Origin of the sequence: Tumidithrix elongata BACA0141, assembly GCF_036349135.1 — a bacterium.
GTDB classification, from domain to species: Bacteria; Cyanobacteriota; Cyanobacteriia; order Pseudanabaenales; family Pseudanabaenaceae; genus Tumidithrix; species Tumidithrix elongata.
This window is the reverse complement of the sequence record NZ_JAZBJZ010000024.1, coordinates 23,145-41,345: the sequence shown is the minus strand read 5'-3', so window position 1 is coordinate 41,345 and position 18,201 is coordinate 23,145. Positions and strand designations below refer to the sequence as shown.

The 18,201-nt window shown below is 47.0% G+C and carries 13 protein-coding genes; 7 read left to right on the top strand and 6 right to left on the bottom strand.

Going from position 1 to position 18,201, the window contains the following annotated elements; translation table 11 throughout:
- Positions 1–19: 19 nt before the first annotated feature.
- On the bottom strand, positions 20–3,097 hold the full coding sequence (locus V2H45_RS08260; protein WP_330483157.1) for a methyl-accepting chemotaxis protein: 3,078 nt from the start codon (positions 3,095–3,097) through the stop codon (positions 20–22).
- Positions 3,098–3,874: 777 nt separating this feature from the next.
- On the opposite strand from V2H45_RS08260, the gene V2H45_RS08255 reads away from it, so the two are divergent.
- From V2H45_RS08255 to V2H45_RS08235, 5 genes are all read left to right on the top strand, one after another.
- On the top strand, positions 3,875–4,930 hold the full coding sequence (locus V2H45_RS08255) for a 1,9-bis(guanidino)-5-aza-nonane synthase (protein WP_330483156.1): 1,056 nt from the start codon (positions 3,875–3,877) through the stop codon (positions 4,928–4,930).
- 436 nt (positions 4,931–5,366) lie between these two features.
- The gene (locus V2H45_RS08250) at positions 5,367–5,645 is read left to right on the top strand and encodes a DUF7219 family protein (RefSeq protein ID WP_330483155.1); all 279 of its coding nucleotides are present in this window, start codon (positions 5,367–5,369) and stop codon (positions 5,643–5,645) included.
- A gap of 173 nt (positions 5,646–5,818) precedes the next feature.
- On the top strand, positions 5,819–6,466 hold the full coding sequence (locus V2H45_RS08245) for a class I SAM-dependent methyltransferase (RefSeq protein WP_330483154.1): 648 nt from the start codon (positions 5,819–5,821) through the stop codon (positions 6,464–6,466).
- A 10-nt stretch (positions 6,467–6,476) separates the two neighbouring features.
- Entirely contained in the window at positions 6,477–7,805 is a 1,329-nt protein-coding gene (locus tag V2H45_RS08240) for an ABC transporter substrate-binding protein (protein ID WP_330483153.1), read from the top strand.
- Positions 7,806–7,879: 74 nt separating this feature from the next.
- Entirely contained in the window at positions 7,880–8,641 is a 762-nt protein-coding gene (locus V2H45_RS08235; RefSeq protein WP_330483152.1) for a tetratricopeptide repeat protein, read from the top strand.
- A gap of 23 nt (positions 8,642–8,664) precedes the next feature.
- Here V2H45_RS08235 and V2H45_RS08230 read toward each other — a convergent pair whose 3' ends face one another.
- The 5 genes from V2H45_RS08230 to V2H45_RS08210 all read right to left on the bottom strand — a co-directional run bounded on the left by V2H45_RS08230 (position 8,665) and on the right by V2H45_RS08210 (position 11,997).
- Positions 8,665–9,918 carry a retropepsin-like aspartic protease gene (locus tag V2H45_RS08230; protein WP_330483151.1) on the bottom strand — a complete coding sequence of 418 codons (1,254 nt, stop codon included), beginning with the start codon at positions 9,916–9,918 and terminating at the stop codon, positions 8,665–8,667.
- A 126-nt stretch (positions 9,919–10,044) separates the two neighbouring features.
- Entirely contained in the window at positions 10,045–10,281 is a 237-nt protein-coding gene (locus V2H45_RS08225; protein WP_330483150.1) for a hypothetical protein, read from the bottom strand.
- A 48-nt stretch (positions 10,282–10,329) separates the two neighbouring features.
- Positions 10,330–11,322, bottom strand: a complete 993-nt coding sequence (locus tag V2H45_RS08220) for an aromatic ring-hydroxylating dioxygenase subunit alpha (RefSeq protein ID WP_330483149.1) — start codon at positions 11,320–11,322, stop codon at positions 10,330–10,332.
- Positions 11,323–11,366: 44 nt separating this feature from the next.
- Positions 11,367–11,711 (bottom strand): hypothetical protein, encoded by a 345-nt coding sequence (locus tag V2H45_RS08215; protein ID WP_330483148.1) that lies wholly within the window; start codon positions 11,709–11,711, stop codon positions 11,367–11,369.
- A 133-nt stretch (positions 11,712–11,844) separates the two neighbouring features.
- The gene (locus tag V2H45_RS08210) at positions 11,845–11,997 is read right to left on the bottom strand and encodes a hypothetical protein (protein ID WP_330483147.1); all 153 of its coding nucleotides are present in this window, start codon (positions 11,995–11,997) and stop codon (positions 11,845–11,847) included.
- Here V2H45_RS08210 and V2H45_RS08205 point away from each other — a divergent pair.
- A complete protein-coding gene (locus V2H45_RS08205) occupies positions 11,996–13,294 on the top strand; it encodes a P-loop NTPase fold protein (RefSeq protein ID WP_330483146.1) in 1,299 nt (432 codons plus the stop codon). The two genes, V2H45_RS08210 and V2H45_RS08205, sit on opposite strands and share 2 nt — an antisense overlap.
- 16 nt (positions 13,295–13,310) lie before the next feature.
- The gene (locus tag V2H45_RS08200; protein WP_330483145.1) at positions 13,311–18,140 is read left to right on the top strand and encodes a WD40 domain-containing protein; all 4,830 of its coding nucleotides are present in this window, start codon (positions 13,311–13,313) and stop codon (positions 18,138–18,140) included.
- Positions 18,141–18,201: the final 61 nt, after the last annotated feature.

Below are 18,201 nucleotides of genomic sequence, written 5' to 3'. Positions count from 1 at the left end.
CGCCTAACATTGTTTGTATTTAGCTAACCTTAAATTTGTCTACAGATTTTTGTAACTGCTCTGCTAACTTAACAGATGATTGCAAAGATTTAGATACCTTGGTTGATGAGCTGGCAGTTCTTCCAGATACTTGGGAAATATCTTTCATCAAGTTAGCAATGCACTCTGAAGTAAGAGCCTGAGAACCTGTAGCATCAGAAATAGAGCTTACCAACTCATCAATTTGGTGAGAGACAGCCGTGATTTGCTGCAAGCTTTTTTGTGCATCTTCAACAAGTTGAGTCCCTTCAGTAACTTGGCTTGCGCCCAATTCCATGGCATTCATGACTTCGCTGGTTTCGACTTGAATGTTACCGATCAACTGCTCAACCTCTTTGATGGCTGCTGCAGATCTCGCTGCGAGTGTGCCTACCTCCTCAGCTACTAACGCAAAGCCTTTACCATGTTCACCTGCACGCGCTGCCTCAAGACTGGCATTAATCGACAGAAAATTGGTTTGGACGGCAATATCGTTGATTAGGGATACCACCTTGGCAATTTGTTGGGATGATTCGCCTAAACGCTTCACTTTTTTAGCCGTTGCTGTCACAGTCGATCGCAGATTCAAAATTCCTTGCATCGTCAAATCGATCGCTTGGCTTCCCACTTGAATGCGACTGGAAGCATGGTTGGTAAGTTCTGTAGCTTGATTGCTTTCGCGTACAACGGTTTGAACAGACATATTCATAAGCTGTACTGAGTTTAATGTCCGTGAAATTTGCTCAGCCTGTTTGATTGCCTCACCTGAGAGCTGCGTAATCGCATGTTGATTGTGTCCCAACGATTGGTTGACCTGTGCCGCAGCAGTTTTGACTTGAACCACGATTTGTCGGAGGTTATCAATTACGCCATTAAAGAAGGTAGAAACCTCTGCCATATCTCCTTCAGCCAAGTGAGCTGACACAGTTAAATCTCCCTGTGAGAGATCTTTAACTTCTGCAACCATTTGCATTAATTGCTTGTGGAAAAGCTCTTTCTCTTGGCGATACTGAACGATTTCAGTTTCTTTTCGCGCCATGTGAGATTGAGCTTTGTTAACGATTGAACTAATCGACTCATCGGAGATTGCGAGGTTCGCTTCGTCAACTTGGGCTAGCTTCATCAATGTCTTGAATAGTCGTAAAACCTGCTGTTGAAGTCGCTCATTATCCTTATGCTGAGTTTTGAGAATGGTCTGAAACTCCTCAGTCATTTTATTGATGCTGAGGGATAGTTCGGCTAGCTCATCGTTCCCATCAACTATCAAACGAGTTCTCAGCTTGCCCTTTGCAATTTGAAGTACTGCGCCATTGATGTTTTTAAGGCGCGAGCTAAGTTGGTTTGAGAGGGCGTAGGCGATCGCACCGACAAGCAAAGGTGTTAGCCCAATTCCGATCGCCGCTACAAGCAGTAGCAATTGATTGGCAGTTAAGACGGCATTTTTATCTGTGCTGGTTAGTACATCCCAGTCTAGGTCTGTGGCAGCTAGTTTTGGTACGGGCGCATAGGCAAGGAACCTAGAACTGCGATCACTGGTAATTGTTTCTTTAGGCTGATTACCTGCCCTCAGGTCTGCCAAATTTGCAAAATCTGCTGTAGCATCTGTGCCCGTGCGGGCGGATTCTGTACTCACCACGTACTTACCTGTGGCATCGACCACAGAAAAATTACTAGTTCCAGTCCCCCTAAGGTTTTCCAATAAAATCTTGACTGGCATTCGAGCTTGCAAAACCGTACTTACTTTTTGCGTGGCTGGATCTTTGATTGGGATGGCAAAATTGATGGCATATTCCTGATCTGCCAAGGCTGGTTTACTGATTTGGAGGCTGTTTGCAACCAGGACTTGCTTGAGAAAGTCTTTATCTAAGGTATGTGGTGTCGGTGTATCTGCTGATTGAGCGAGGAGATTGCCCGTAAGGTCAAATATGGCAATACTGTCAAAGCTCATATATGCCTGTTTGTAAAGGTTGAGCCGATTGGTCAAAGCATCTTTGGTGGCTTGTTTTTGTTGGGCAGGCGTTAAGGACGGGGCAGGGGGAGTTTTATTGACTTCTTTGGCGGCAAATAAGGTACCAAGCAGGCTGACATTTTCAACTTGTTTCAGCATAAAGCGACTGAGCGTATCTGCCAGACTCGTTGCTTCAACTGCTTTGGTTTGCTTGACTTGAGCCACAAAATTTGAACTACCTGTCTGATAGGTTGAGATCCCGATCGCGATCGCTGGAATCGTTGCGAGTGCGATCGCCCAAGCCGTGATTTTCGGCTTAATGGAAGAGAATTTAGGATTAGACGTTAGCATTTCGGCAGGTTCAGCCATGCCTTCAGCAATTACGGGTTTGCTAACCCCGTTGCGATCGGTTTGATTGGCAATTACTTTATTCTTGCCAGTTGGATCTGACGAAGTTGCAGAGGGTGACTTGGTATTGCCCTGACTACTCTTAGTTTGAGCAGACTTACTGGGATCGGTCTGACCTGACTGTTTACTTTTAACCTGCTGGTTCTGATCGGCTTTTACTGGCTGATCTGGTTTAAACAAGTTTGGGGTAGGTGAGTTGGACTTAAGAGGTTGTTTCATTAGAGGCGGCATAGGTGGCGGAACCTGGAGCACTTGCGTATTTAATCCCACATCCACAGGAGCAGAGTTTGCATTTTTGGTAACACTTTCTGATGAAGTTGTCATGGTATTTACTTTCTGTCCGTTTAACTTAGGATTATTTGCAGTTCCCATATCAACAAGCATTGCTACTTCACTATTTTGAGGTTCGCTCTGAAGGGATTTTGCTACAGTAACTTGCTTGGCTTGTTGGCTTGTTGGCTTGTCGGAAGATAGCTGTTGAATTTTTGAGAGCGAGTTCTTTGCCATCTCGAGCAAATCACGATCGTGGGTTAAGGTAAGTACTTGCTGATATTGAAACTTAGCATATTCAATTTTTCCAGCTTTTCGGTAGATAATGCCCAGCCAAATATACAGTTTGGGGTTGCGCGGATCCTCATAGAGCAGTTGTGAAAACTGGCGCATGGCTTCCACATACCGCTCTTCTTTAATTGCTTGTATAGCCTCCTGAAACTGTGTCATCATTTACGACAACCCCCTGATAACTAACGATTTAGTACTTTGATGGCGTCAAGCTTAAGAAGTAGGGTTATGTCTCACTGCCTTCCTATCTATAGTAAAACGTAATCTGGATAAATCCTCTAGCGCCATTTTGCTGTATTTGTAAACTAGTGCTATGATCGTAGTCAACTTGTTGTTTTTTGTATAAAAATTGAACAAATTAATCTTAATACTTGGCTGCGATTGGCAGCTAAACATCAAGTTAGATGAAAAAAGGCAATCCGATCCTGCACTCTCTTGGGATGATGCCTGCGAGGGACCCAGTATAATCTGATCGACCTGATAACTATCAGGGTTGTGACTATGCTTGGGGATTTTTACTCGGTAAACCCATCTAACTATTCTACAGTCAACAGCCTAGGTCGATCGCTTCTCTATAGTGAGAAGGCAAAAATTTTTAAATCTTAATAGATAGCAACTGTTCTTTAGCGCTTCTTTTTACAGCGTCAAAAATCTAGCGTCTCACAGTTTTTGTCAAACAAGGTTGCAATTACATTTGCACACTTATTTCTTGCGGTGTAATTTAGCCCGTGACATTATCCCCCAGAAAGCCTTACAGCTCTTCTAGGCAAAGTCCTGAGTGAGTAAGCTTTGCTGGACAAACTGCTGCGAAATGCTCTAAATCACATAGCAAACACTGCTATGTGGGTGACAGCTGAAATCGAATTGCGTCAAAGGGTTTGCCTCTATTACTAAACGGCCAAAATTTTACTTGAGTTATTTTTTAGAGAGTCACCAACCATGAAGCGCGCACAACTATTGCACCAAACCGTCAAACACATTGACATCAAGGCTCATGACGTAGTCGGACTAGTCGATGCCATGGCACAGACAGCTTTTCAAGGTAGAAATTTAGGTCGTGCTGCTCAAATCTACGACCAGATGATTCAAGACAAAGATTGCGCGATCATTCTTTGTTTGGCTGGTTCTCTGTTTAGTGCTGGTTTGAAAGGGGTTGTTGTCGATTTGATCGAAAACAACATGGTAGACATGATCGTGTCTACGGGCGCAAACATCGTCGATCAAGATTTCTTTGAAGCCTTAGGATTTCATCATTATGTGGGCGATATTCTTGCCAATGATGAGGTTTTGCGCGAAGAACGCATCGATCGCATCTATGACACCTACATTGATGAAGATCAACTGCGGGTTTGCGACATGACGATCGCTGAAATTGCCGATGCACTTCCCCATCGTCCGCACTCTTCTCGCGAGTTTATCTATGAAATGGGCGCCTATCTCGATAAAAATGCCAAAAATCGTCATTCTGTGGTGTTGGCTGCTTACGAACATCAAGTCCCAATCTTTGTGCCTGCCTTTAGCGATTGTTCGGCTGGTTTTGGCTTGGTACACCATCAATGGTACTCACCTGAGTCCCATGTCACGATTGACTCCGTGCGCGACTTCCGCGAACTGACCCAATGCAAGCTCGCTTCACCTCACACGGGTTTGATGATGATCGGTGGTGGCGTTCCCAAAAACTTTGCCCAAGACACGGTGGTCGCGGCTGAGTTACTTGGTTTTGAGGCTGCTATGCACAAATATGCAGTTCAAGTTACCGTGGCGGACGAACGCGATGGCGCATTGTCTGGCTCAACCCTACGGGAAGCTCATTCTTGGGGCAAGGTCGATATTGCCACCGAACAGATGGTATTTGCCGAAGCAACCCTTGCTGTGCCCTTGATCGCTGGCTATGCCTATGGCAAGCGTAATTGGTGCGATCGCGCCCCGCGTCAACTCGCACAGTTGTTTAACAAGACTGTCCCCAACCCAGTTTTGGCAACAGCGGGAGTATAGGCGCGATTGGCTTGGGCGTTAAGTTAACGCGATGAGCCCATTGAGCGAATCTGTTTCAGAAAGCTGCGAAAAGTGTGCGGTAGCCTGGGCGTTTCGCCCAGGCTACCGCAATTTTTGTTTGGGGCAGATTGACAGCAAGATTGGCGATCGGTTAGTTTTGGTTAAGGATTAGTTAAGAACTAATTCAGCTATGATTAAATCTCAAATATGTAAAGTTGGAGATTGTGTAAGGGTACTTTACCCCTACTACAAGGGTGTGTATGGGTATATCCATGCAAGGGAAGAGTCAGGGCGCTGGTTGGTTAAGTTCGTAGAAGATCGAACAAATAGCACTGTCGAGACAATTTTGATCTCTTTAGAGGAACATGAATTTGAACGGGTTGAGGCTTCAATAGAACCAATAGATTAATCGCAAGCACCAGCAAGAGGGACGACAATGGACGAAGAATTTGAATTTGAAGAACCTAAACCCCAAGAATCTCAGCGAGATAAATTGGATTTTCTATTCCCTTCACGTCGTTACCTCGGTCATTGCACGCCCGAAAATTTAGTATTTGACGCAAATTTGCAAGAATTCTCACAGCGGGTTGGCTACATTACCGCGCTAGAGACTGGCGGTAAAATTTCACCCCATGAAGCATTTCAGCAACTCGATGTTTTGTGGCAGCAACTCAAAACGTCAAAAGAGAATCTCTTGGGTATTAGTGACGAATAAAAGCGATTACGCAGCTAGGGACTTACTTGAAAATATTGTACCGATTTAACGTTGGCTGAGCGGAGTCGAAGCCAACGTCATGTTTTAGCTGACGATCGCACAAGGGTTTTAGCTTATCCCGAACGGGCATTAAGTATGATGATGAAGGTAATCTTGCTTCGATCGCACTTTTTATGCAGCTAGAACCTAATCAACGCACAAAATTAGACGCTTCCGATGATGCGCTATTTTATGAATATCCCCGCTTTGTTACCCATGTTGACAACGGCTTTATTCAACAACTAACCAATTTGTATCGCGATCGCTTAACTCCTCAGACGCGGATTCTCGATTTGATGAGCAGTTGGGTGTCGCACTTGCCCGATGATATGGAATTTGCCCATGTGGAAGGGCATGGATTAAATGCAGAAGAATTAGCGCGAAATCCTCGCCTCGATCGCTACTTTGTTCAAGATCTCAACCAAAACCCTCAACTTCCCCTTGCGGATGGGAGCTTTGATGCGGTGCTCAATACGGTCTCGGTACAGTATCTCCAATATCCCGAGGCAATCTTTGCGGAAATCCATCGCATTCTCAAACCCGGTGGGATTGCGATCGTCAGCTTCTCCAATCGCATGTTTTACCAAAAGGCAATCCAAGCTTGGCGCGATGGTTCCGATGCCAGTCATTTACAGTTGGTAAAAAGTTATTTTGCCTCCGTGCCCCAAGGCTTTACCAAACCAGAGGCGATCGTCCAAGCACCGCAGATGCCGAGCTTTCTATCATGGCTAAATGCTGGTAATAGCGATCCGTTTTACGCCCTAATCTCGACACGCTGTTAGGAAAATTGTCATGGCAAGCCCTACTACCACATGGATCCCAGCTAAGATGATCTATCGCTTGAGAATCCTACGTATTGCTGCGATTGGGATCGCGATCGCTTTTGTCAGTGGTTTAATTCTCACAAGTTGTGGAACTGCGCCCGTCCAAGATGGAAAAATTCATCTCACCTTCTGGCAGGGGGTAAATCCGCCTACCAATCGCGAAGTCGTGAATAAGCTGGTCGATCGCTTTAACCAAAGCCAGAACCAAATTTTTGTGGAGTCGGTGTATGCGGGACAGCCCGATCAGCAAATTCCCAAGATTTTATCGGCAGTGGTCGGCAATGCCACCCCAGATCTGCTGTGGTATTCTCCTATGATTACAGGGCGACTGGTGGAACTCGATGCCATTCGTCCTGTGGATGACCTGTTGAAGCGATCGCCGATGGCAAGCGAACTCGACCCCGGACTGCTACCGACGATGCAGTATAGAGATCGGTTGTGGTCTGTGCCGTTTGGAGTGAATAACATCGGCATTTACTATCGTCCCAGTTTGTTTGAGGCAGCGGGCATCAAAAAATTACCCGAAACTTGGTATGAATTGCGTCAAGTTGCGAAACAGCTAACCCGCGACACCGATGGAGATGGTCGCATCGATCGCCACGGCATCTTTTTACCCCTCGGCAAGGGTGAGTTTACGGTGTTTATCTGGACGCCTTTTTTATGGAGTGCGGGTGGGGATTTGGTCAAGGGCGATCTGCCGCAATTAAATACCCCCGAAGCAACCACTGCGCTGAAACTGTGGGATGACTTGGTGAAATCGAATGCGGCGATTTTGTCTCAGCCCGAGCGCGGCTATGAAGAAGACAACTTTATCGCGGGGAAAGTTGCGATGCAGATCAGCGGCTCCTGGGCGCTACGGTTTATGACCAAAAAGAAAATTGATTTTGGCGTGATGCCAATTCCACGCGATCGCACCGTGGCAACCACGATTGGTGGCGAGAATCTGTTTCTGTTTAAAAGCTCTCCCGAACGCGAGGCAGCCGCTTGGAAATTTGCCGAGTTTGTCATGAGCGAAGCATTTCAGACCGAATGGGCAAGCCAGACAGGCTATTTGCCGACCAATCTCAAATCGCAGCAGAGTGCAGAATATGCCAAATATATCGAGCAGCAACCAGAGGTAAGTATCTTTTTGCAGCAAATGTCAGCGGGTCGCACCCGTCCCCTCTCACCCGACTATCCGCGTATTTCTGAGAGCGTGGGCAGAGCGATCGAGGCAACCCTTTTACAAAAGAGTACCCCAGAGGAAGCCTTGGCAAAGGCTCAACGAAATTTGGATGTGGTTTTGGGCAAAGGGTAATTAACCCGAGCTGAGGTTAATTACAAAATCATCAAAACTGACTCAGATACCAATCAGATATAAACAAGTGATTTTTGCGGTTTAATTGGGAGGCAAGTCATCATGCCGCGATCGCCAACGTTGTGAAAGAAAAGTTCAAGTTTGTTGCTACGAGTTTATCGATTTGGGTAATTTTGTCAGCGATCGCACCCGCATGGGGAGCCAAGATCGATAAAGCGACGGGTTTATCTGCCGAACAATATCGCGAAATGGGTTTAGCCTATCGGCGACAAGAGAAGTTGTCAGAAGCGATCGCAGCCTTACAAAAAGCGGTCGAACTTGACCCCAAAGATGTCTCAGGCAGGGTGATTTTAGGTTGGACGCAACACCTCGCAGGCAAAGAGGAAGAAGCTGCGACTTCTCTATGGGGGGCAATCTATCTGAAGCCGCAAACAGTGGAAGCGTTTAATGCCTTGGGCATTGTCTATTTGGTGCAGGGTAGCCTGCCCCATGCCGTCATGGTACATAGTTGGGCTGCCCTACTCAAACCAGATAACGAAATTGCTTACTACAACCTCAGTCTGGCTTACCATCGCCAGCAACAGTACGATCTGGCGATCGCCAATGCAGTCAGAGCCGCCGATCTAGAACCGAGCAACCCCCATCCTCTAGTGGCGCTAGCCATTGCTCATTGGGATGCAGGCGATCGCGCGGCTGCCCGTAAAGCCTATCGAGATGCCTTGCGTGTCGATGGTCGCTATAGTAGCGCGGCATTTCTCGATTACCTTAAGGAAGCAGGGTTTAGCCCCGAGCAAATCCGTGTTTCTAAGCAGGTTTTAGGCGCGAGTAACTCATAGGTTTAAGTCATAGGTTTAAGCTTCTACTTTTCGGTTGCGATCGGTGTGAGCACAAGACTACCATTGACTGGGAAGCCTAACGCGCTGCGATCGCCAAATCGCCAATACTGCTGAAATCGCGTCAAAAAATTCTGTCCAATGATGCCCTGTACGCCCATAATATCGAGCAGATCGTTCTTGATAATTGCCACATCTAAATCTTTTACAACATAGCCCCCTAATTCAAGTTGGGAGAGTTTTGTAGTTTTTGCCTTTTCTGTACCACAAAATCCCGTAACTTCCAATTCTGGCAGATCGGCGAGGTTAATCCCTAGCTTTTGGGCAAGGCGTTCTGAGAGAACCACCACATCTGCCCCCGAATCGAGCGCAAATTTAAAGCTACCTTTTCGATCGACCTTTGCCTCTGCAGTCATAATCCCCAGTTTGCCGATTAATGGAATGGCGCTGGGAATAGAAGTGGGAATAGAAGATGAAGAACGTGGAAGCAGTTGCAAGCGCGAAGCTTTGGGATCGATCGCCAGATCGTAACCGCTTAAAAAATCCATACCTAAAACGCCAGACTGCTGCCCAGGAATCGCGACCTTTGGCAATCCCATTCCATTTAACCCCGATACCGTTGCTCGATCTACGGTTAAGTCTGGGAGGGCATGAATACTTGCCTCTGATTTGGAACAATCATTCCCAACCACAAAATATTTGAGAATCTGTTTAGGAAAGGGAACGCCCTTAATCCCAAGATCTTGAGCTGTCTTCGTATCAATAATCGAAGAAGAAGCTCCCGTATCTAAGAGGAATGTCTGAGGTTTACCATTGATGCTCACAGGTAAGGTAAATACGGAGCTATTCGGTAGTTTTTGTAAAAGCACTGAAGCTTGACCCGTCTGTTTGGGTTGAGGTATCGGCACACCAGTCAACTTAATCACGGCATTGAGACGTTCCTCGGCATCATCGCGAACTTTACCGTCGGGCGAAAGCATCACAACTTTCATAAAGCAGTTAAGCGAGGCTGCTTGGACTGACTCTTGGGTGGCTTGATTTGGGTTCGGAACCTCTTTTCGCATACAAGTGACAATTTGGTCGAGTACCTCACGGCCAATTTTCTCCTGATTCTCGGTTTGAACTTGGCTGACTTCTATGGTTTGGTTGGTGGGTGGCTTTTCTACCTCAAGCTCAAAACGACGAATTTCTGTAGTGGGTTGGGTGATTATCGTCAAGTAGCCTAGACCTATCCAAGCGATCGCTACCATGCCAAGGGTTGACCAAGTTTTTTTATGCATAAAGAGATTCAGTGGAAATTCAGCAAAAGTCTATAAGCATCATCATAAGCGGCAAAAGTTCAACACTACGCTTACCCGTAAAAATTCTATGAATTACGATCTTGAGGCACTTCAGGGTTACAAATCCTATCGAGAATTCTGCCCGATCGCCTGTTCTATAAATTCTCGTATGAGCAAAGCCTGATCGGATAAGTTCACCTGCATCCACCAGTTACCCTCAGAATTTAAGAAGTCTTCAAGTGGGCAAAACGCATGGAATGCCTGCTCGTCATCCATACTATCTACGCCGTAGTGGATGAGTTGCCCCAATAGGTCATCGTAGGCGATCGCCAATAGGCTGTTGTACCTGTCGGAGGTTGCCATGGGGGTGGGAAACGCTTGGGGAACATAGATTTCAGATCCCGATCGGGATTATTCGTTGAGCTTGAGATAGCGATCGCGTATTTTGCGATATTGCAATTGCAGGGCATCGGACTGGACATGCAGTTCTGCGCCAATATCAAAGGGAACGATCTGCGGACGTTGGGATTCTACAATTGGTTTGTCTTGGTTAAAGATTTTGAGCACGCGCTTGCGGGCATCTCCATTTGCCCATGTACCCGTAAAGAAACTCCGCAGGCTAATCCATTTGCTTACGGTTGTGTGCGCGTCAATGGGAACGTGAGAAGTATAAATCACCAGTCTACCCAGCCCTAGATTGACTTCCAGTAAACTAATATTGGGCATAAAGAAGGCAGTGCGAGTTCTCACTTTTGCAGAATTTTTGCCTACGAGATATTTCCACAATCCTCTCGGCGGAGATGGTTTGAGAAATACAGTTGCGCTTGCACCGATTTCACAAAATTCATTCTCTAAAATTTCGACCTGATAGTTCTCGACTTCTGGTTCGTCACGATTGCCAAATGCACCCGCATGAACGAAGGGCGCATGGGCAATATCAAGGCTATTCTCTAAAACGCGCTCGTAGTTAGCCGACCAATGGAAGTCTCCTTCGATGCGCGCGAGGGTTGGATCGTTTAAGTGCTCTAGCTCTGGAATAGATGTCTGTTGTAGCCTTTGCGGATCGCCCATAAATACCCATACCCAGCCATACTTCTCTTGGACGGGGTACGCCTTTACTTTTGCCTTAAGTGGAATTCCTAGATTTGGGGGATTAGCAGGAATCTTGACACAGGTTCCATCGGCTTGATATTGCCAACCGTGATAGGGGCAAACGATGCAGCCACGATCTAGCCAACCATTCGACAACGTACTGCCTCGATGTACGCAGCGATCGCGAAGGGCAACTATCTTATCCCCATCGGTGCGATAAATCACGAGTTCCTCCCCTAAAACCTCGATCCGCTTAGGTTTGTGGGTAATGAGGTTACTAAACTCAACGGCATACCAAAAGTTTTGAAACATGAGTAGTTATGGCTTGGGACTTGAGCGATCGCGTTTAAACTACTCTACTCCTCAAGCGAAGGTTCCGTTGATGAATTTGCGATCGTAAAGTGGGTATTCGCATAGTCAATCAAATGGGGACGTAGAACGTTGATCGTTGTGACTCCAAAAATTGCTCCACCAAGACCACCACCGATAGCACCCCCAATGGCTGAGCTGGTTACTGAGTTGCCGAGGTTAAATAACTTTGTGCCCACGGAAACTAAAAGACCTAAAGCAAATAGACTCACCCAGCTTTGCCAATGTGTAAAGACATATTTTTTGTAACAAAACTGCCATGCTTGCTTTTTCTGCGCTGGCGTTAGACCTGCAAGCTCAGGAATTTGCTCGATCGACCAATAAAATTGCATAAGTTTTCCTATCTTTAGGGTTTATTGAGGGTTTGCGTTGAATTGTCTTTGCCGATTAAAAACATATGAAAAACATATACCCATAGCAAGAGAAACCATTAACGGTTGCAGAATTTGCAACGATTCGATCGGACTACAGCCCATGCCCCATTTCGGGCGTCGCATCTAGAGGATTTGCAATATGCCAGCGAGACAACATGCCAGAGACCATTGTATAAATTGTATAAAGCGTACCGATATTCCGAGAAATTGCTAGGATACGGGTATCGCTCTGGATGTACGGCATGGATCTCGAACTTTCCCGTTTTCTCAAGGCTTGTAACCCCACCCATCCGCTTGACTCTAGTAACGAGCTAGATCGCAGCTATTATGTCGATCTTTCGACCGTGCGGGGGGTGAAACTGATGGAAAGTTTGGCACGCACGATCGCGCGCATGGCTCCCGATGAAGCGACTTGTCAGTTATTTACGGGGCATATTGGTTGCGGCAAATCAACGGAACTCTTGAGACTGAAGTACGAGCTGGACAAACAAAAGTTTCACGTTGCCTATTTTGAGTGCGACAAGCAGCTTGAGTTGAGCGATGTCGATGCCAGTGATGTGTTATTAGCGATCGCGGGGCAAATTAGCGCCACGTTAGAAGGGCAGAGCATTAACATCGTCCCTGCCTATTTCAAAAAGTTATTTGGCGAAATGGCGGATCTGTTGCAAACCAAACTCGATTTGGGTGTAAATTTCAAGCTTTCGGTGGGGATTGCCGAGATTACGGCACAGGCGAAAAACAGTCCCTCCCTGCGGCGTCAAATGCGCGAGAGACTAGAATCGCGCACGAATAGCATCATCAATTCAATTAATAAGGAATTACTGGCTCCTGCGAAGAAACAGCTTCGCGAGAAGGGAATGAAGGGGTTGGTGGTGATTGTGGATAACCTCGATCGCATTGAAAATCGCATCGACCCTAAAGAACAATCGCGGGCGGGATATTTGTTTGTGGAACGGGGCGATCAGTTGCGGGGCTTGGATTGCCATCTGGTCTATACGGTTCCCTTACTGCTGACTTTCTCGAATGATGCGGCGATCGTTACGGGTCGATTTGGTACGGAAATTAAGACGTTACCGATGATTCCTGCGCGTTTAGCTGATGGAAGTGAATGTGAGGAGGGAATGGCACTATTGCGACAGATCGTGATGGCAAGGGCATTTCCGACGCTTAGCCCCTTGCAACGAATTGAGGATGTCCATGTTAAAGCTGTTTTTGATTCGCCGCAAACGCTCGATCGCCTGTGTCAGGTGAGTGGAGGGCACGTTCGCAATCTATTTCGGTTTCTATTAGGATGCTTGCAGCAGGACGATCCGCCGATTTCGGCGAGTTTGCTAGAGAGTATTATTGCCAACGAACGCAATAAAATGAGTAAGATCGTTACAGATGATGAATGGGAATTGATTCGGAAAGTACATCAAGATAAGCGGCTAAGCGGAGAAGCGCAGTATCAAATGCTGATTAAGAGCCAGTTTGTGTTTGAGTATGAATATCAAGGGAATGGTTGGTTTGATTGCAATCCGATTTTAGATAAACTGTTATAGGCATCTCGGCTACATCATGGACGAGCACATCGCATCCACTGCCACGATCGACCAAAACTCCCTCAGGCTACTGAAGCGAGTCGCCACCAACGCGCAGGGATTTTCGCTGTCGATCGCTTTGTGTAACTATCGATCGCTGCAAAACCGTTGCTTGGCAGAATTAACAGCGCAATTGCCCGATCGCGCGATCGCCACAATCGAATTGGAGCCTGATGCAACGACATTGCTGACACTGGTTCAAGATTTGATGCAGACGGTCGCACAAGAACCGCCAGAGCATCAGCCTAAGGTGCTGATGGTATTAGGATTAGAAGAGGTCAAAGATGTTTCAGCGGTGCTGCAATCAGCAAATCGCGTGCGGGAAGAATTTGCCAACTGCCTGGATTTTCCGATGGTGCTCTGGCTCAACGATCGCACGCAGGATATTCTGACTCGCGATGCTAGCGATCTAGCAAATTGGGTAACAGCGGGGGCGATCGAGTTTCGTTTTATGCCCTTGGAACTTGTGGCGTTTCTGCGCGAAACTACGGAATCGCTGTTTGCGAGATTTCTCAATCCTGAAAAGGAAGGGATGTTTCGCGGCGGGGCGATCGCTAAGGGTTTGCAAAAATTTGAGCTTGAGACTGCTGTGAAGGAGTTACAAGCCTCTGGGCAAGTTCTCGATTCCGAACTCGCGGCAAATTTGGATTTTGCCTTTGGATTTTGCGCTTTATTGGACAAGGAATTCGCCTCGGCGAAGCAGTCGTATGGCAAGAGCTTGGAGGTTTGGCGCGGGAGGAACGCGCTGAAGCAGGCGGCTTGTTTGTTTCAGGTCGCTGTGTGCGATCGCACGGTAGCATTTCACCGTCGCTATGATAAGGTTCCGTTTTACCGCCTTGCGAGGGAGAGTTTTGCCGAAGCGATCGGGATTTTTAGGGATTTGGGGCGATCGGATTTGGTGGCGGAGTATCTTAATTTTTTGATGGCTGTGGTGGAGGATTTAGCGAGGTTGGATCGATCCCCCCCAGCCCCCCTTGATAAGGGGGGAGAATTCATTAGGGGTAAAGAGTTATTTGAGGAATTGGAGGGGTTGGCGCGGGAGGCGTTGGCACTGCGGCAACAGTTTCCAAATTTGTTAAAGGAGGCGCACGATCGCGGCATGATGGCGGCGGTAAAGATTGCGTTTGGGGAATATGTAGAAGCGCAGCAGTTTGCGGAAGGGGCACTGGCGCTATATCGGGAGGCGGAGAGGCAGCAGTTGCCCAATTTGGCTTGGACGCGGCGTTATATCTACGGGCTATATGAGATTTGGTTGGCGCGGGCTTTAGCGGGGCAGGGTAAGAGGGCAGAGGCGATCGCGGGTTTAGAAAGGGTGCGATCGCAGTGGCGGCATCAGTACGACGCGCAGATCTATGTGGGGGTGCTGGAAGAGTTGCGATCGCAATATACGCAGGCGGGGCGCTATCTCGATGCGTTTCATACAAAGCAGCATCAGCGATCGGTGGAGCAGCAGTATGGGTTGCGGGCGTTTATCGGGGCGGGAATGCTGCATCCCAGTCGGGAGGAGGTCGATCCTGCGACAGCGGCGATCGCGTTGCGGCAACCCGATGGCATTGCGGTGGAAATCGTGGCATCGGGCAGAAAGCAAAATGTGGAGGAACTGGTGGAACGGATTCGCCAGCCGCGCTATCCCTTGACGGTGATTCATGGGGATTCGGGGGCGGGAAAGAGTTCGATTTTGAATGGCGGGGTCGTACCTGCGTTGCGATCGCGGGGAACGCTGGATGGTCGCAAGGTATTGGTGTTGACGGTGAATACCTATAAGGAATGGAGTCGCGAGATCGAGCGGCAGTTGCGGGAATTTTTTGGTGGGGCACGTTCCGAGTTGAATCCGATCGAGCATTTTAAGCGCAATGTCGAAGAGAACTATCTGACCGTGTTGGTGTTCGATCAGTTTGAGGATTTCTTTTTTAAGAAGGAAGATTTTGCCGATCGCTTGCCGTTTTACAAATTCCTGAGAGCCTGTTTGCATACGGATTTTGTGCGGGTGGTGCTGTCGCTGCGCGAGGACTATCTGCATTATTTGTTGGAATGCGATCGCGCCGTGAATCTAGAGAAAGTCGAGAACGATATTCTGGGCAAGCAGATTCGCTATTATTTGGGCGATTTTACGCCAGAGGAGGCGCGGCGGGTGATTGAGTCGCTGACGGCAAGGGCAGAGGTGAAGTTGGAGGCGGATCTGTGCGATCGCTTGGTGGAGGATTTGACAGGCGATCGGGGTAGGGTGTTGCCGATTGAGTTACAGGTGGTGGGGGCGCAACTAGAGTCTGAGGAACCGCAAATTTCGACGTTGACGCAATATTTGGCATTGACGAGCGATGCTGATAAAACTGTGCAACGCAAGCCCAGCGAGGTTTTGGTGGAGCGGTGGCTAGAGAATGTGGTGAAGGATTGCGGCGAGGGAAATCAGGAGTTGGCGCAAAGGGTGCTGTATGCGCTGACGGGAACGGAGGAGAAGCGTCCGCAAAAGACGCAGGAGGAACTGGCGGCTGAGTTAATGACCTCTCTTTTGGGTAACGAGGGGAGATCCCACCTAGCCCCCCTTGATAAGGGGGGAAAAGAGGGTAGCCTCGAACTAGTGCTGGCGGTGCTGGTGGGATCGGGTTTGGCGTTTCGGGTGAGTAGCACACCAGAGGATCGCTATCAGTTGATTCACGATTATCTGACGGGCTTTATACGGAAGAAGTATGGATTTGATATGGCAGTAGAACTGCGAATGACAAGGGAGCAATTGCAACTGGCTCTTGCTGAAAAGGAAAAGGCTCTCGAAGAGAAAGAGAGAGAACTACAACGTGCCGAGATTGCTGAGATTGAGGCTTTGAGTATCTCCTGTGAGGCTTATTGGTTAGCTCATAAAGAGCTAGAAGCACTGATTGTTAGTGTAAAAGCGGCTATGCGAATTTTAAATCCTGAGATCCGTGAAAAAGTTCCTTTTTATACTGAAGGAAAAGCTTTTGGAAGACTTTGGGAAGTAATTTATAATATTCGTGAATGTAATCGTATTGAAGGCCATAGAAGTGGTTTAGTAAGCGTCGCATTCTCACCCAATGGCAAAACTATTGCCTCTGGGAGTTATGACAACATGATCAAGCTATGGAATCTTGATGGTAAGGAATTACATGCGTTGATAGGGCATAGCAATTGGGTCTTAAGCGTGGCGTTCTCTCCCGATGGCAAAACTATTGCCTCTGGGAGTTCTGACAATACGGTAAAGTTATGGAACCTCGATGGCAAAGAACTGCTTACGCTAATTGGGTATGGCAATTGGTTTTTTAACGTAGCATTCTCTCCCGATGGCAAAACTATCGTCTCTGGTACTGATAAAGGCACAATCAAGTTATGGAGTCTCGATGGCAAAGAACTGCCTACTCTCACAGGACATAGTAATTGGGTTAGGAACGTAGCATTCTCACCCGATAGCAAAACTATCGTCTCTGGTAGTGACGACAAAACAATCAAGTTATGGAATCTCGATGGTGAAGAACTACGTACTCTCACAGGACATAGTGATAGCGTAAACAGTGTAGCATTCTCACCTGATGGCAAAATCATCGTCTCTGGTAGTCGTGACAAAACAATCAAGTTATGGAATCTCGATGGTGAAGAACTACGTACTCTCACAGGACATAGTGATAGCGTAAATAGTGTAGCATTCTCACCTGATGGCAAAATCATCGTCTCTGGTAGTCGTGACAACACGATAAAGTTATGGGATCTCGATGGCAAAGAACTGCTTACTCTCTCAGGGCATTGCTATAGTGTAAATAGTGTGGCATTCTCACCAGATGGCAAAATTATCGTCTCTGGCAGCGATGACGATACAATCAAGTTGTGGAATCTCAATAGGAAAGAACTCCCTGTACTCACAGGACATAGCGATAGCGTAAATACTGTAGCGTTCTCACCCAATGGCAAAATTATCGCCTCTGGCAGTGATGATGATACAATCAAGTTGTGGAATCTCGATGGTGAAGAACTACGTACTCTCACAGGACACAGCTATAGCGTAAATAGTGTAGCGTTCTCACCCAATGGCAAAATTATCGCCTCTGGCAGCGATGACGATACAATCAAGTTGTGGAATCTCGATGGTGAAGAACTACGTACTCTCACAGGACATAGCGAACCAGTTTTTAGCGTTACATTCTCACCCGATGGCAAAATTATCGCCTCTGGTAGTTTTGACAACACAATCAAGTTGTGGAATCTCGATGGCAAAGAACTACGTACTCTCACAGGACATATCAATTCAGTTTTAAGTGTGGCATTCTCACCCGATGGCAAAATTATTGCCTCTGGTAGTAGCGACAACTCGATAAAGTTATGGAATCTTCACGGTAAAGAACTCCATACACTTACAGGGCATCGCTATAGTGTTTATACTGTGGCGTTCTCACCCGATGGCAAAATTATCGCCTCTGGCAGTGATGGAGGTATGATAAAGTTATGGAATCTTGATGGCAAAGAACTCTGTACACTCACTGGGCATTTCAATTTGATTAACAGTGTGACATTCTCACCCGATGGCAAAACTATCGCCTCTGGTAGTAGTGATGACGACATGATAAAGTTATGGAATCTTGATGGTAAAGAACTCTGTACACTCAAGGGTCATAGCAATTCAGTTTTAAGCGTCGCATTCTCACCCGATGGCAAAACTATCGCCTCTGGCAATTGGGACAATACTATCAAATTATGGGATTTAGATCCTGAGAGCGCAGTTTCTCAAGCTTGCGATTGGCTACGCCCTTACCTTACTAACAATCCCAATGTCTCCGAAAGTGACAAACATCTATGCGACCCATGACAAGGGGAAATGGGAATATTATAGACTTTATCTCCCAAATTCAATAGATATTCTTGTAGTT

Bases quoted from the DNA above. Each gene is read 5' to 3' on its own strand.
- V2H45_RS08200 (WP_330483145.1), top strand. From the start codon at position 13,311: ATGGACGAGCACATCGCATCCACTGCCACGATCGACCAAAACTCCCTC.
- V2H45_RS08225 (WP_330483150.1), bottom strand. From the start codon at position 10,281: ATGGCAACCTCCGACAGGTACAACAGCCTATTGGCGATCGCCTACGAT.
- V2H45_RS08215 (WP_330483148.1), bottom strand. From the start codon at position 11,711: ATGCAATTTTATTGGTCGATCGAGCAAATTCCTGAGCTTGCAGGTCTA.
- V2H45_RS08245 (WP_330483154.1), top strand. From the start codon at position 5,819: ATGCAGCTAGAACCTAATCAACGCACAAAATTAGACGCTTCCGATGAT.
- V2H45_RS08240 (WP_330483153.1), top strand. From the start codon at position 6,477: ATGGCAAGCCCTACTACCACATGGATCCCAGCTAAGATGATCTATCGC.
- V2H45_RS08220 (WP_330483149.1), bottom strand. From the start codon at position 11,322: ATGTTTCAAAACTTTTGGTATGCCGTTGAGTTTAGTAACCTCATTACC.
- V2H45_RS08255 (WP_330483156.1), top strand. From the start codon at position 3,875: ATGAAGCGCGCACAACTATTGCACCAAACCGTCAAACACATTGACATC.
- V2H45_RS08210 (WP_330483147.1), bottom strand. From the start codon at position 11,997: ATGCCGTACATCCAGAGCGATACCCGTATCCTAGCAATTTCTCGGAAT.
- V2H45_RS08230 (WP_330483151.1), bottom strand. From the start codon at position 9,918: ATGCATAAAAAAACTTGGTCAACCCTTGGCATGGTAGCGATCGCTTGG.
- V2H45_RS08250 (WP_330483155.1), top strand. From the start codon at position 5,367: ATGGACGAAGAATTTGAATTTGAAGAACCTAAACCCCAAGAATCTCAG.
- V2H45_RS08260 (WP_330483157.1), bottom strand. From the start codon at position 3,097: ATGATGACACAGTTTCAGGAGGCTATACAAGCAATTAAAGAAGAGCGG.
- V2H45_RS08205 (WP_330483146.1), top strand. From the start codon at position 11,996: ATGGATCTCGAACTTTCCCGTTTTCTCAAGGCTTGTAACCCCACCCAT.